We start from the raw sequence: 14,858 nt of genomic DNA on the forward strand, positions 1-14,858 counted from the left end.
CAATCAATTACGCTTGCAAATTCCCAACTTCTTGAACGCTCTTTAAAAAGTAATGAACCTGTCGATCGATATACGTATCTAGTGTAAATTCCTTTTGGAGCATCCATCTCCGGAAACTCCACATTTGTCCTTGCACAAATATGTTGTTGGCCAGGAGTGACACGTCTTCCTTGCTTAGTGTGTATGGGAGGCTATTCGCTATCACACGCTCTAGCATGGCAACCATCCCTTTTTCTTTTTGGAGGACATACTCTTTTGCATCCTTTGGCAATGATTTAACTTCTTGATACATCACCATCACCTCATCCTGCATGTCGTCCACCAATTGAAAATAACTTCGAACAGCATCCACTAAGCTACTGATGCTTGCTGTCTCTGTATCAAATAGTGCTTCCATCCGTTCCTTTACTCGCATATAGATGGAGTCTACTACTAAAAAAAGGACGTCCTCCTTCGTTCGAATATATTCGTATAAGGTTCCAATGCTGAAGCCTGATGCCTTCGCAATTTCTCTTGTTGTCGTTCGGTGAAATCCTTTTTCTATAAATAAGGTGACAGCACCTTTAATCATTTGGTCACGCCGTAATTGAATGAGTTCCTGGTCTTTGACGGAAGAAGCTACTTTTTTATTTGGCATTTATTTGTCTCCTTCCTGTTTCCATTTTTCATACCAATTTGCAGCAAGTAAATATGGATCCTTGTACTTTACCTGATCGATCGTATACTCCTTTTCAAACCCATCTAGAAATCGGGCTACATCTCGCCACATTTCCTCCCGAATTAATTCTTGTACTTCCAGCTTGAACTGCTCTTGGCGTTTTTGATCACCTTGGTCTGTATTGTACAAATACGTGTGGTGTTCCTTGAGGTGATCCCACATCTCTTCCACTCCCACATTATCGGTGGAAATCGTCGTTACGATTGGTGGAATATGGCCTTCTTCTTTTTTCGTAATCATCATAAAATCCTTTAATAAGATTTTAAGTTTTTCCACGCCAGGTAGATCTGCCTTGTTAATGATAAAAATGTCGGCAATTTCCATAATACCTGCTTTAAACACTTGAAGGACATCCCCACTATTTGGTGTCAATACAAGTGCTGTTGTGTCGACCACCTTCATAATGTCTAGCTCGGATTGACCTACACCAACCGTCTCGACTAAGACGACATCAAACCCGTATGCATCACAAATTCGGATTGCATCCTTTGTCGCTCGAGCCAGACCACCAAGACTACCTCTTGTTGCCATACTTCGAATGTAAACACCAGGATCGGTGAAGTGTTGGTTCATCCGGACGCGGTCGCCAAGCAATGCACCACCACTGAATGGACTCGTTGGATCAACAGCAATTACGGCAATCGTCAGGCCTTTGTTCCGAACGTGTGTGATTAACCGATTAACGAGAGAGCTTTTTCCTGCACCAGGTGACCCTGTGATCCCGATATAGTGTGCATTATTTTTTATCGAAAAAACATCACTAAGTAACTCCAATTTCTCAGGATGATCATTTTCTACCATGGTAATGGCTTTTGCAAGTGCTCGTATATCTTTGTTTTGAATTCGTTCGGCTAATGGGTGCATGTTCCATTCATCCTTTGTTCGCTATTCCTTCGTTAACATCCGGCCAATGACGAGCCGCTGAATTTCGTTTGTTCCTTCATAAATCTGTGTTATTTTCGCATCTCTCATATAGCGTTCAACTGGGTAGTCTTTCGTATATCCATAACCACCAAAAACTTGAACGGCTTCTACAGTTACACGCATAGCGGTGTCTCCTGCAAAAAGCTTTGACATCGCAGAAGCTTTGCCGTATGGGAGACCCTCTGACTCTAACCATGCAGCTTGATACGTAAGCAAACGCGATGCTTCTATTTCGGTTGCCATATCTGCTAATTTAAACGAAATGCCCTGGTTTTGTGCGATTGGCTTACCGAACTGCTCTCGTTCCTTTGCATAGTCAACTGCTGCATCTAATGCGCCTTGGGCAATCCCAAGCGCTTGAGCAGCAATACCGTTGCGACCACCATCAAGTGTGGTCATAGCAATTTTAAAGCCCTCTCCTTCTTCCCCTAATCGATTGGCGACTGGTACTTTACAATTCTCAAAAATCAATTCTGTTGTAGGGGACGAACGAATACCTAACTTCTTTTCCTTTTTCCCAAACGTAAAGCCTTCTGTTCCTTTTTCTACAACAAACGCGGTAATTCCTTTATGCTTGGCATCTTGATCTGTTTTTGCAAAAACAACATATACGTCTGCTACCCCACCATTTGTAATCCATACTTTACTACCGTTAAGTACGTAATGGTCACCATCAAGCTTTGCTGTTGTTCGCATCGATGAAACATCACTTCCCGCACCAGGCTCAGATAGCGCATAGGCACCAAGTTTTTCACCTGTTGCCAATTGGGTGAGGAAGGTTTGTTTTTGCTCCTCTGATCCATATTTAAAAATCGGCCAGCTTGCAAGTGACAGGTGTGCGGACAACGTCACCCCTGTTGATGCACAAACACGCGAAAGCTCTTCTATAGCAATGACATAACTTACATAGTCGGCTCCGATCCCTCCATATTCCTCTGGCCACGGAATTCCTGTTAGGCCAAGTTCCGCCATTTTGTCAAAAATAGCACGGTCAAAGCGCTCCTCTTCATCGCGCTCAGCAGCAGTCGGCTCCACCTCTTTTTTGGCAAAGTCTCGTACTACCTTTTGCAGCATTTTCTGTTCATCTGTAAGTTTAAAATTCACGCTCGATTCCTCCTTGAATTCCTACTCCTTTAATAAATGTTTCGCGACGACCATGTGTTGAATTTCGCTCGTTCCTTCATAAATTTGTGTAATCTTGGCGTCACGAAAAAATCGTTCAACTGGATAGTCCTCTGTATAGCCATAGCCTCCATAAATTTGCACTGCTTCAATGGCTGCCTTCATCGCTGCTTTTGAAGCATATAGTTTTGCCATCGATGTTTCTTTTCCACAAGCAATACCGCGCGCACGTAGTGATGCAGCATGATAGGTTAGTAGTTTTGCTGCCTCGACCTCGGTAGCTATGTCTGCTAGCTTAAAAGATATTCCTTGCTGATTGGCAATTGCTTTACCGAATTGGTGCCGTTCTTTTGCGTACCTTACTGCATATTCTAAAGCTGCCTCGGCAATGCCTAGTGCTTGGGCCGCAATTCCGATTCGCCCAAAATCCAGGTTGGCCATCGCAATTTTAAAGCCGTCTCCTTCTTTGCCTAGTAATTGTGATGTGGGAATGGCACATTGGTCAAAGGTGAGTGGAACTGTATTGGAACCGTGCAAGCCCATCTTTTTTTCTTTTTTACCTACGACAAGCCCCGGAGTATTTTTTTCGATAATAAAGGCACTAACACCCTTCGATCCCTTTTCTTCACTTGTCCGAGCGAATACGATGTACGTATCTGCTACTCCACCATTCGTTATAAATAGCTTTGATCCAGTTAGGATATAACGATCGCCATCTTTTTTCGCCCGTGTTTTTAAACTCGCCGCATCCGATCCTGCACCTGGTTCTGTTAAGGCAAATGCACCTAAGTATTCTCCAGAAGCAAGCTTTGGAATGTAGTGATTCTTTTGCTCCTCTGTCCCAAAATATAAAATCGGGTTCGTACCTACGGAAGTATGGACGGACAAAATAACCCCGACTGTTGCGCTTACTTTTGACAATTCATGGAGGGCTATGATGTAGGATGTGTAGTCCATTCCTGCTCCCCCGTATTGTTCGGAAATTGGAATCCCCATTAAGCCGAGTTCTCCCATTTTTTTGACAACTTCAGTTGGGAAGCGATCTTCTTTTTCCATACGAGGAATTTCTTTGGCCACTTCTTTTTCTGCAAAGTCCCGAACCATCTTTCGCATCATTTCTTGCTCGTCTGTAAATAATAGGTTCATAGGCTTAGACTCCTTTATTGATATACATAAAATCCGCGACCTGTTTTCTTCCCTAACCAGCCAGCTTTTACGTACTTACGCAGCAATGGACATGGACGATACTTACTATCTCCAAAGCCTTCGTATAGAACTTCCATAATGTAAAGACAGGTATCCAGCCCAATAAAATCAGCTAGTGTGAGTGGCCCCATTGGGTGATTCATGCCTAGCTTCATTACCGTATCAATATCCTCAGGGCTTGCTACCCCTTCATATACGGCAAAAATCGCTTCGTTAATCATTGGCATCAAAATTCGGTTCGCTGCAAAACCAGGAAAATCGTTGACTTCTACTGGTGTTTTGGCTAATTCCTTTGTCATCGATTCGATCGCTTTAAATGTTTCGTCGCTCGTTTGAAGACCACGGATAATTTCAACCAGCTTCATTACTGGCACAGGGTTCATAAAGTGCATCCCGATCACTTGCTCTGGACGATTCGTTGTCGCCGCTATCTCGGTTATCGGCAAGGATGAGGTGTTTGTTGCTAAAATGGCGTGGGTAGGAACAATTTTGTCTAATTGAGCAAATAATGTTGACTTTATTTCCATGTTTTCAACAGCTGCTTCTATTACAAGATCTCGATCAGCAGCATCGTTTATACTTGCTGCAGCTTGGAGGTTCTCAAGGGTGGCGGCTTTATCCGCTTCTGTGGTCCGTTGTTTGTCTACCGCCCTTGTTAACCTTTGTTTGATGCCTTCTAATCCTTTCTCTAACGCTTTATCTGAGACGTCATAAAGCAAAACGTTAAAACCAGCTTGGGCACATACTTGGGCAATTCCTGCTCCCATTTGGCCTGCGCCGATTACCATTACCTTTTTAATACTCATCTTAATGCTCCTTTCACTTGTGGATCTGCGCTTTAGAAAATACGTTCGAAGTGTGGTTTGCATTCGACTTTCGGTGGGCGCTCGACTATTACAGCGGTATACTCTGCTTTTGTCGCAATACGCTTAGAGCTCCCGTTGCAAATATGCTCAACTTTGTTTTGGTACTTCGATCAATACGGCATCCCCTTGGCCGCCGCCACTACAAATCGAGGCGATTCCAAGCCCACCGCCACGGCGTTTTAGTTCATAGATTAACGTTAGGATGATCCGCGCACCGCTTGCGCCAATTGGATGTCCTAGTGCTACAGCACCACCATTCACGTTCATCTTTTCTGGATCTAATCCAGCAATTTTTCCGCTTGCAAGGGACACAGCAGCAAAGGCCTCGTTCACTTCAAACAGATCGATTTCCTCTATCTTTCTACCAGTCTTTTTAAGTAAAGAATTGATGACAATGCCTGGCGTTTTCGGAAAATCTTTTGCCTCAACTGCAACCTCATCATGGGCATGGATAATAGCTAATGGCGTTTTACCCTCGCTTTTTGCTCTCTCATCCGACATTAACACGAATGCACAAGCTCCATCGTTTACTCCTGGTGCGTTTCCAGCGGTGATTGTCCCGTTAGGATCAAATGCTGGTCGCAATTTTGCAAGTCTTTCAACTGTCGTATCCTCTCGCGGGGCTTCGTCTTGATCGACGATGATTGGATTTCCTTTGCGCTGCGGGATTTCAACTGGAACAATTTCTTGTGCAAACTTTCCATCTTTCCTTGCTTGAACGGCACGCTGGTGACTACGGTATGCCCATTCATCCTGTGCCTCTCTTGATAGGCCATATTCTTCTGCCGTATCGTTTCCGTAATTACCCATGTGGACGCCTTCGAAGGAACAAGTAAGCCCATCATGAATCATCATATCCTTTACTGTTTGATCTCCCATGCGAAATCCAGTTCGCGCATTCGGCAAAAAGTAAGGCGCATTGCTCATGCTTTCCATACCACCTGCCACAATGACTTCCTCCTCACCAAGACGAATGAGTTGATCGCCAAGGGTGACACTGCGCATACCTGACGCACATACTTTGTTAATCGTTTCGGTTTTCACTTCCCACGGAATACCCGCCTCTCTTGCAGCTTGACGTGACGGAAGTTGTCCTTGTCCTCCTTGTAGCACCGTTCCGATAATAACCTCATGAACGACCTCAGCCGCCACGTTACCGCGTGACAGCGCTTCTTTGATCACACTTCCTCCTAATTGTGCAGCCGTTAACGGGCTAATGGCTCCCCCTAGTTTGCCAAAAGGCGTTCTTGCTCCAGAAACGATCACTGTTTTTCCCATTTAAATTCCTCCTCTTTTCATTAAAGTACAGTACTTGACATCGCTTACATAAAGGTGACTGAACGTTCGCTCGGTAAAGATTCAAAAGAGAAGGGCTCTCTTTTCTTAAAATAGAGGCCCTCCCTTTGCAAGAGCGAACTCGTTTCAGCAAGCTGAAACATCGGGGAATCAGATGGAATCTCGACTCCACCTGATTGGAAATCACTAAAGACGAAGGTATAAAATCTATTATACTCTTATTCTACCATCATGCCGATTTTTCCTCTTTATCTTCAAAAACAGATAACGCTAAGATTTCCGCTACATCCATCGTGCTAATGTCTTCCTCCACCTCTTTTGCCTTCGTTCCATCGCTTAACATCGTTAAACAGAATGGACACGCACTCGAAATCATCGTCGGATTAACCGCCATCGCCTGTTCCGTCCGAGCAACATTAATCCTGTTGCCGGTTTTTTCTTCGGTCCACATTAGACCTCCACCTGCACCACAGCACATTGCATTTTCACCGCTTCGTTCCATTTCTACTAGTTTAAGGCCTGGAATCGATTTTAATATTTCTCTTGGCGGATCATACACCCCATTGTATCGACCTAAATAACAGGAATCGTGATACGTTAGTGTTTCATTGATAGCAGACTGTGGCTTAATTCTTCCTTCACTAACCAAATCAAATAGGAGCTGGGTATGATGATAAACCTCTGCTTCAAAACCAAAATCAGGATATTCATTCTTAAAAATATTATATGCATGTGGATCGATCGTAACGATTTTTTTGACATCGTTCTTTTCAAATTCTTTTATGTTTTTCTCGGCAAGCTCTTGGAATAAAAATTCATTTCCAATTCGGCGTGCGGTATCGCCGGAATTCATTTCTTTGTTTCCTAAGATAGCAAATTTGATGCCAGCTTGATTCATCAGTTTAGCAAAAGCCAATGCAATTTTCTGACTTCTATTGTCGTAAGAACCCATTGAGCTGACCCAGAAAAGGTATTCAAATGTTTCTCCTTCTTTTTTCAATTCCTTTACAGTAGGAATGTGGACGGAATCGTCAAGGTCACGCCAGTTTACGCGTTCTTTTTTCGATAGTCCCCAAGGATTTCCCTGACGTTCGATATTCATCATTGCACGCTGCGCATCAGGATCCATTTTCCCTTCTGTTAAGACGAGGTATCTACGTAAGTCAATGATTTTGTCGACGTGTTCATTCATCACTGGACATTGATCCTCACAGTTACGACAGGTCGTACATGCCCAGAGTTCCTCTTCGGTAATCACATCACCAATTAAACTCGTTTGTTGTAATGTATCAAGGCCAGCAGCTACTTCTTGCTCTGCTGAACCCCCAGCCATCTTTGCCAAGCGATTTCCTTCTGTATGGGCAAAAGCATAACTCGGAACCCATGGTGTCTGGCCTGTTACTGCAGCACCTGTGGCAGTTAAATGATCCCTTAATTTGATGATCAAGTCCATAGGTGACAGCATTTTGCCCGTACCTGTAGCAGGGCAAACATTCGTGCAACGCCCACACTCTACGCAGGCATATAAGTCAATCATTTGATGTTGTGTGAAATCCTCTATTTTTCCAACCCCAAAGGAAACTTCTTCAGCATCTGTTTCGGCTTCGTCGATCTCAAAGTCTATTTTAGATAATTTTCCTGGTGGTGTTTCACGGCTAAGGAACACGTTTACTGGCGCCGCCAACAAGTGTGCGTGCTTAGACTGTGGTACGTATACTAAAAAGCTTAACAATACAAGTAAGTGAATCCACCAAGCTATAAAAAAGATTGCAGCAGCTGCTGTTGGCGGCATCCAAGCGAAAGCGTTTGCAATCAAGGTTGCAATTGGTTCTGTCCAGCTACCTTCCTCCCCATGCCAGATGAGTGCCATGCCATTACCAACTAACACCGATACCATTAAGGCTCCAATAAAGAGTAAAACAAGCCCAGCTTTAAAGCCTCGTTTTAGACGGACAAGCTTTTCGATATAGCGACGATAAAATGCCCATACGACCGCGACTAAAATGGTTAGTGTGACAAGCTCCTGGAAAAAAGTAAATCCTGGATAAAAAGGGCCTAGTGGTAAGTTCGATCCAGGTGAAAGACCTTTTACAATAAAGTCAATCGCGCCAAATTGAACTAAAAGAAACCCGTAAAACATCATGACGTGGATGGCGCCCGATTTTTTATCCTTTAGCAGTTTCTTCTGACCAAAAACATATATCCAAATCTTTTCGAAACGTTTCTTAATTTCTCCATCAAACTCAACTTTCTTCCCCAGTTTGATGTAGGCAATACGCGTCCGAACAACACGGACAAACAAATATAAGCCGTATACAGTGACTGCTAAAAATAAGAGCCAATTGATAAATAGCCAGCTGTTCATGTGAAACTCCCCCTGTTCGTGTATACCCCTTTTTCTGCCTTATGTGTACATCCTGCCTAAAATTCAGAATTTTGTCAATTAGTTCGAGGATGTTTGAAAAGTCATCAATTGATGATCGGTACTTTTTCTCTTTATTGACTTCTTGTACTCTTACTTATACTTTATATTATGAATGAGCATTCAGTCAACACATTTTGTCTATTTATTTCATTATCTTTTTTACCTGATTTGGGAATGATAAAAAATGAACTTCTATTGCTATAAGAGAGGAGACGTTATATTTGGCTATTTTATTTATTGTTAGCAGTCTCGTTCTATTCATTTTATTACTTTGGCTTGATTTTAGACTTGGAAAAAAGGCCGCTACAAAATCAATCTCCGCATTAGATTTTAGTAGGAAGCAAGGTGATTATTCCCTTTTTTCAGATGGAAACAAGTTATTTGATCAATTTTTTCAAGATATCATGGAAGCGCAAAAAAAAATTGATGTCCAATTTTATATTGTTCGAAATGATGAGGTAAGCAAAACATTATTTGATTTACTAAAGGAAAGAGCAAAAAATGGAGTACAGGTGCGATTACTGATTGATCGCATTGGTGGACTGAAGGTTCGTAAAAAAATTGCAAACGATCTTCGGGACGCTGGCGTTAACGTCATGTTCAGTGATAAACCACGATTTCCTTATTATTTTTACAAACTTAACCGACGTAACCATAGAAAAATTGCCGTGGTTGATCATAAGATCGGCTATGTAGGTGGTTTTAATATTGGGAAGGAATACCTCGGCAAGGATGCCTATTTCGGTCCGTGGAGAGATTATCATTTACGACTGACTGGAGAAATTGTTCAGGACTTGGCGTTCTTATTCCAACATGACTGGAAGGAAAATATGTCGGGGACCCCTTCGATTCCGAAAGATGAAAACGGTTCTACCAATGAGGGAACAAGCCATATAAAATTAAGTGCTACTGAGACGGGCCAACTTGAAGATATTCTCGTTAATCGCGTGAATCAAGCGCATTCTGAAATTTTACTTGCTTCACCTTATTTTATACCAACCCAACGATTGTTTGAAGCGTTCGTACAAGCGATCAAGCGTGGGGTCGAGGTTACACTAGTCGCTCCGTTAAAAGGGGACCATCCATTTGTTAAGCCTGCTAGTATTCCCTACTATCGGGAGCTTTCCAATGCTGGAGGACACGTTTATTTATATGACAAAGGTTTTTATCATGCAAAAGTGATGATTGTGGATCAAGAGCTTTGCGAAATCGGAACGGCTAATTTGGATCAAAGAAGTCTTTTTCTGAATAAAGAAGTAAGTGCTGTTTTCACGGATAGCGATACGTTCATTCATGAAATAAGAAGCTCGTTTATCCAGGATCGAAATGCTAGCATTCCATTAACGGAGAATGGCTTAAAAAAACGTTCGTTTTCTTCCAAAATTAGCGGTGTTCTCGCAAAATGTATTAAACCTTTGCTATAATAATGTGTTCACGAATTGTTTTTAAGGAGGAATTACAGTGAAGGAACTTATATTAGCTTTACTAACTGGACTAGTAGTTGGTTTTATTTTTGCATGGATTAAACTCCCGATCCCAGCGCCACCTGCTTTGGCAGGTGTAGCAGGAATTGTTGGTATATATGCTGGATTCAAACTGTTTCAATTTGTTAGCCCTGTACTTAGTAGAATTTTTACATGGTAACGTGAACTATTTTAACCTATACGAGGTTGTTCAAAAAGTCACCAAATGATAAGCGTCGCATCTCGGGCCCACACGATGTGGGTCATGCAGGCGTTGCCACAGGACGTGGCGGTCTTAGCCTGTATTCCTTAAATGGCTTGTTTTTCCGTTCCTTGGAAAAGAAACCCGCTTTTCCTGCGTGCGAAGTATATTCAGGGAAGCATTCCTTTTGCTCACGTATTAAAAGCATACGCTCCGTTACTCAAAACAGCGCCGCCTCGACCTGCTTGCGACGCACAGGACGTGCTAGTGTCGACGTTGCCACAGGACGTGGCGATATTAGTCGACCTTCTAATTTGCCGACTTTTTGAACACGCACTATACGTAAAAAAACGGAGTGTTCGATTCATGTTCGAATACTCCGTTTTTTGTGTTTTACATTTTTTCTGGTGCACTGACACCAATAAGTGTAAGGCCATTTTCAAGTGTGATCCTTACAGCTTTCATTAAGGCAATCCTTGCTTTCGTCCGTTCGATGTTATCTTGATCCAACACTTTTTCTGCGTTATAGAAGCTGTGTAATGTTGAAGCCAATTCAAAAATGTATTGGGTGATCCGATGTGGTGTCCGTTTTTCTGCGGCATCGGCGACAACCTGCGGGAATTCCCCTAAACGTTTAAGCAGATTTTCTTCTTTTTCTGTGATGAGAAGAGAAGCATTGTACTGTGCATTAACATCTAAACCTTTTTCCTGTGCTTGCTTTAGCATCGTACAAATTCTAGCATGTGCATATTGGGCATAATAAACAGGATTTTCATTTGACTGGGAGCGAGCTACATCTATGTCAAAATCGAGATGGGAATCACTAGAGCGCATTACAAAGAAATAACGCATTGCGTCAACCCCAACTTCTTCCATAAGCTCTCTTAATGTGATCGCTTTTCCTGTACGCTTACTCATTTTCACCTTCTGTCCATCTTGAAAAAGGTTCACCATTTGAATAATTTCTACTTCTAATGTGTTGGCCTCGTACCCTAATGCTTGAATGGCCGCCTTCATTCTCGGAATATAACCGTGATGATCTGCACCCCAAATGTTGATTAACGTCTGAAAACCACGATCTAATTTATTTTTATGGTATGCAATATCTGGTGTTAAGTACGTGTAGCTTCCATCCTGTTTAATAAGGACACGATCTTTGTCATCGCCGAAGTCGGTTGATCGAAACCAAGTTGCACCGTCTTTCTCGTATATATAGCCTTTTTCCTTCAACTTTTCAAGTGTTGGTTTCAGTTTATTTTCTGTATAAAGAGACGTTTCGGAAAACCAGTTATGAAAGGTTACGCCAAATTGCCTCAAATCGTTTTCTAGTTTTTGTACCTCATAGGATAAACCATATTCACGAAAAAATTTGCGGCGTGCTTCTTCGGATTGGTGGACCCACTTATCTCCATCCTTATTCGCGATTTCCATTCCTAACTCGATGATGTCCTTTCCATGATAACCATCTTCAGGCATGTCCCATTCTTCCCCTAGTGCCTGCATATAGCGAGCTTCAACAGATAGCGCCAAATTCATCATTTGATTACCAGCATCGTTAATATAGTACTCGCGCTGGACATCATAGCCTGCTTTTTCTAGGATGTTGCACAGTGCATCACCAACAGCCGCACCACGCGCATGCCCTAAGTGCAGATCCCCTGTAGGATTAGCAGAAACAAATTCGACTTGGATTTTATGACCGTTTCCAGTGTTTGTTTTACCGTATGTCTCCCCAGCTTTTAATATGTTCGGGATGAGATTGGTTAAATAATGATTGTCCATAAAAAAGTTAATGAACCCAGGTCCCGCTATTTCCATCTTTTTGATCGATGCTCTTGTTTCATCAAACTGTGCCACAATGTCTTCTGCAATCTTTCTTGGTGCCATTTTTGCGATTCTAGCTAGCTGCATCGCGATGTTGGTAGCGTAATCACCATGTGTTTTATCCTTAGGCTGATCGAGCACAACATCCGGTAGTTCTTCTTCGGTTGCGAGACCTGCCTTTAAAACGGCTTGAGCAATTTCAAATTTTAATCTATTCTGTGTCTCCTCCATAATGTTCATCCTTGGTTTCCTCCTTAAAAGATAACGTCAATCGATGTTTTCTCTTCTGTTCACCGTTCAACTTGACCTGGTAGCTTACAAAAAGCTCTCCCTTTTTTTGATTGCCAAGCTGGTGGTAGCTTATTTGATCCGTATAGGTTTCCATATGTAAGGTTCCATATTCGTGGCGATAAACGTTTTCTGTTGTCTGCTTTCTTTTAAATACTTGGTGCATTTCCACACCACCACTCCGTTTTACGCTTACTTTACCAGGTTGAATTGTGATCAACGCTAGAATATCCTCTGCCTCTTCTCTGTGCTCAACAAAGGTCAGAACGTTTATATTTCCCTTTTTTATTAAGGTACCCGACTCTTCTATCGTTATCGATTCTACATGATCTAGCTCTCGTATCTCGGTTGTTAAGTCTATTGAGACTGGAATTTTTTGCACCACGTTTGTAAACTCCCATCCAAATGTCAGTCATATGAAATATTCTAATTCTATTTTACCAAAAGTGCAAAAACGCTCCCAACTATTCGGAAGCGCTTGTTAGTTTAGCCTATTAAGCTCGAGGAGTGGTAGTCTAGCAAAAAAATAGTCGCTCCGCTCTTCAATAAACCGCACGTAAGATTTTTCTAATAATCGCTTATCCTGCATTGCTTTTCCTAAATAATACATTTGAAAGGGTGTTTTAAATTCGATGTTAGCAATAATTTCGATACACGCTGCATTGTCACCTCTAGCTAATGCAAGATGGGCTTGTTCCGCTTCATCATCAGAAGTGACCCCGTCCGTTACCCCATGATAGGCCGAAATAAATGGAATCGTATAATTGGTGATACCGTAGACACCTGGGCTATGGTTTATGGAATGGGCAATGGTTAATGCTTCATTGGCGTGAGACATTGCCTGTTGGTAGCGATCAAACACATAGCCTAGGGCCATCGTATTATGAATATCCGTTTTCTTCCTGGGGTTGTATGTGTTGTTTAACAGACGAAAACCATATTTTCTAGCCATCACCATTTCGTTTCTTTTCCAATGATAGGTCAATAGCACTTCATCTAACCGCAACGAGAAAAGTTCTTTTATAAGTGGTTCCTCTATCGTTGCAAGGTTTTCTGTTAAAGAATCTAAATATTTTCCAAGCATTCCGTATTGACACATTTCATAATAAGCATAGACGTGTAAAAAATCACGCAAGCATAAAAGCACATCTTCTTCTAGCTTTAAGCTGCTCAGCATGGACAAATACCGGTGTGGTTTTGTTCTATTTTTACGTCGATCTAAAATTACTTGATAGACACTAGCCCAATTGTGATTTCTGGCGTTATGGACCTGCTTGTTTTTGTTTATCAATATGGCTACGTCGTCTAAAAATCCGTTTGTGTACAAAAATTCTAAGCTAACACGTAAATTGTCATCCGATGTTACATGGAGACAAACAGCACGCATCAACTCCATTACTTCAGCTGGCGCGTATCTCGCGGACAACATTTTGATGATAAGATTTAGTGGGAGCTCTTCACCGTTCACGACAAATTGCTCCTGAAAGATCGATTTATTCATCAAAGGCTGTTGCCCATCCAAGGATTTCATATCATGATGGTTATTGAACATCGTTACCACACCTTACTATTTTCCTTATTGTACCACGAGGTGTTCATTTTCGACATATTTATATAAAATAATACAATTATTTAGCTCTATTTACCCAGCCTAACAATATTTCGCGGACAAACTTGCTTGCGGCAATGGCAGTTTGTTCTGTCGGATCATATGCCGGCGCAACTTCGACCAGGTCTGCACCAATCACATGAATCGGTGCTTCTGCAATAAGTTGAATGGCCTCGAGCAGTTCTTTTGATGTTATTCCCCCTGCTTCTGCTGTACCAGTCCCAGGTCCATAAGCTGGATCTAACACATCTATATCAATCGTTACATATACATTTCTTCCTTTTAATGATGGAAGAATCTCTCGTAGCGGGGCAGCAACATCAAATTTTGCCATGTGCATACCACTCTCTTTCGCATATTGAAATTCTTCTCGCATGCCAGAACGAATACCAAATGAGTACACATTGGAAGGTCCGATTAATGCACATGCCTTCCGAATTGGTGTGGAATGGGATAGTGGTTCTCCTTCATACTCTTCCCTTAGGTCTGCGTGTGCATCAATGTGGATAAGCGCTATATCTGGGTATTTTTCATATACTGCTTGTATAATCGGCCAGCTAACGAGATGCTCTCCACCTAGTCCTAATGGAAATTTGTCCATGTCGAGTATTTTTTTTACATAGTCATAAATCATCGTCAAGCTGCGTTTCGGATTCCCAAATGGTAGTGGAATGTCTCCAGCGTCAAAGTAGTTCACCTCTTCTAAGTGCTTGTCCATATATGGGCTATATTCTTCTAAGCCAATGGAAGCTTCCCTAATTCTGCTAGGTCCAAATCGAGAACCTGGTCGAAAACTTACTGTCCAATCCATTGGCATACCGTATAAAATGGCATCTGCCTGCTTATGGTCTGGTCGAGCCATAATAAATACTTTGCCAGAATATGCTTCATCAAACCGCATTTCTTGATTCCCTC

The 14,858-nt window shown here is 42.1% G+C and carries 13 protein-coding genes; 2 read left to right on the forward strand and 11 right to left on the reverse strand.

What is annotated here, in order from left to right; genetic code table 11:
- Positions 1-7: 7 nt before the first annotated feature.
- The 7 genes from NC797_RS11165 to NC797_RS11195 form a co-directional block, all read right to left on the reverse strand.
- Positions 8-637, reverse strand: a complete 630-nt coding sequence (locus tag NC797_RS11165; RefSeq protein WP_272436862.1) for a TetR/AcrR family transcriptional regulator — start codon at positions 635-637, stop codon at positions 8-10.
- Entirely contained in the window at positions 638-1,582 is a 945-nt protein-coding gene (gene meaB, locus NC797_RS11170) for a methylmalonyl Co-A mutase-associated GTPase MeaB (protein WP_272436863.1), read from the reverse strand.
- 21 nt (positions 1,583-1,603) lie between these two features.
- A complete protein-coding gene (locus NC797_RS11175) occupies positions 1,604-2,746 on the reverse strand; it encodes an acyl-CoA dehydrogenase (RefSeq protein WP_272436864.1) in 1,143 nt (380 codons plus the stop codon).
- 21 nt (positions 2,747-2,767) lie between these two features.
- Positions 2,768-3,910, reverse strand: coding sequence for an acyl-CoA dehydrogenase (locus NC797_RS11180; protein ID WP_272436865.1), 1,143 nt, complete (start codon positions 3,908-3,910; stop codon positions 2,768-2,770).
- A gap of 14 nt (positions 3,911-3,924) precedes the next feature.
- Positions 3,925-4,776, reverse strand: coding sequence for a 3-hydroxybutyryl-CoA dehydrogenase (locus tag NC797_RS11185; protein ID WP_272436866.1), 852 nt, complete (start codon positions 4,774-4,776; stop codon positions 3,925-3,927).
- A gap of 147 nt (positions 4,777-4,923) precedes the next feature.
- Positions 4,924-6,114 carry an acetyl-CoA C-acetyltransferase gene (locus tag NC797_RS11190; RefSeq protein WP_272436867.1) on the reverse strand — a complete coding sequence of 397 codons (1,191 nt, stop codon included), beginning with the start codon at positions 6,112-6,114 and terminating at the stop codon, positions 4,924-4,926.
- Between the two features lie 247 nt (positions 6,115-6,361).
- Positions 6,362-8,497, reverse strand: a complete 2,136-nt coding sequence (locus NC797_RS11195; RefSeq protein ID WP_272436868.1) for a (Fe-S)-binding protein — start codon at positions 8,495-8,497, stop codon at positions 6,362-6,364.
- A gap of 281 nt (positions 8,498-8,778) precedes the next feature.
- Here NC797_RS11195 and cls point away from each other — a divergent pair, with 281 nt between their 5' ends.
- Positions 8,779-9,981 carry a cardiolipin synthase gene (cls, locus tag NC797_RS11200; protein ID WP_272436869.1) on the forward strand — a complete coding sequence of 401 codons (1,203 nt, stop codon included), beginning with the start codon at positions 8,779-8,781 and terminating at the stop codon, positions 9,979-9,981.
- Positions 9,982-10,018: 37 nt separating this feature from the next.
- On the forward strand, positions 10,019-10,201 hold the full coding sequence (locus NC797_RS11205) for a XapX domain-containing protein (protein ID WP_272436870.1): 183 nt from the start codon (positions 10,019-10,021) through the stop codon (positions 10,199-10,201).
- A gap of 414 nt (positions 10,202-10,615) precedes the next feature.
- On the opposite strand, the gene argS is transcribed toward NC797_RS11205, so the two are convergent.
- The 4 genes from argS to speB form a co-directional block, all read right to left on the reverse strand.
- Positions 10,616-12,286: an arginine--tRNA ligase gene (gene argS / locus NC797_RS11210; RefSeq protein ID WP_272436871.1), complete on the reverse strand. Its 1,671-nt coding sequence runs from the start codon at positions 12,284-12,286 to the stop codon at positions 10,616-10,618.
- On the reverse strand, positions 12,258-12,719 hold the full coding sequence (locus NC797_RS11215; RefSeq protein WP_272436872.1) for a YwiB family protein: 462 nt from the start codon (positions 12,717-12,719) through the stop codon (positions 12,258-12,260). Before NC797_RS11215 ends, argS begins: the two co-directional genes overlap by 29 nt.
- A 96-nt stretch (positions 12,720-12,815) precedes the next feature.
- Positions 12,816-13,886 (reverse strand): AimR family lysis-lysogeny pheromone receptor, encoded by a 1,071-nt coding sequence (locus tag NC797_RS11220; RefSeq protein ID WP_272436873.1) that lies wholly within the window; start codon positions 13,884-13,886, stop codon positions 12,816-12,818.
- Positions 13,887-13,962: 76 nt separating this feature from the next.
- Positions 13,963-14,844, reverse strand: coding sequence for an agmatinase (gene speB, locus NC797_RS11225; RefSeq protein ID WP_272436874.1), 882 nt, complete (start codon positions 14,842-14,844; stop codon positions 13,963-13,965).
- Positions 14,845-14,858 lie beyond the last annotated feature (14 nt).

The organism is Terrihalobacillus insolitus (assembly GCF_028416575.1).
Classification (GTDB): domain Bacteria; phylum Bacillota; class Bacilli; order Bacillales; family Amphibacillaceae; genus Terrihalobacillus; species Terrihalobacillus insolitus.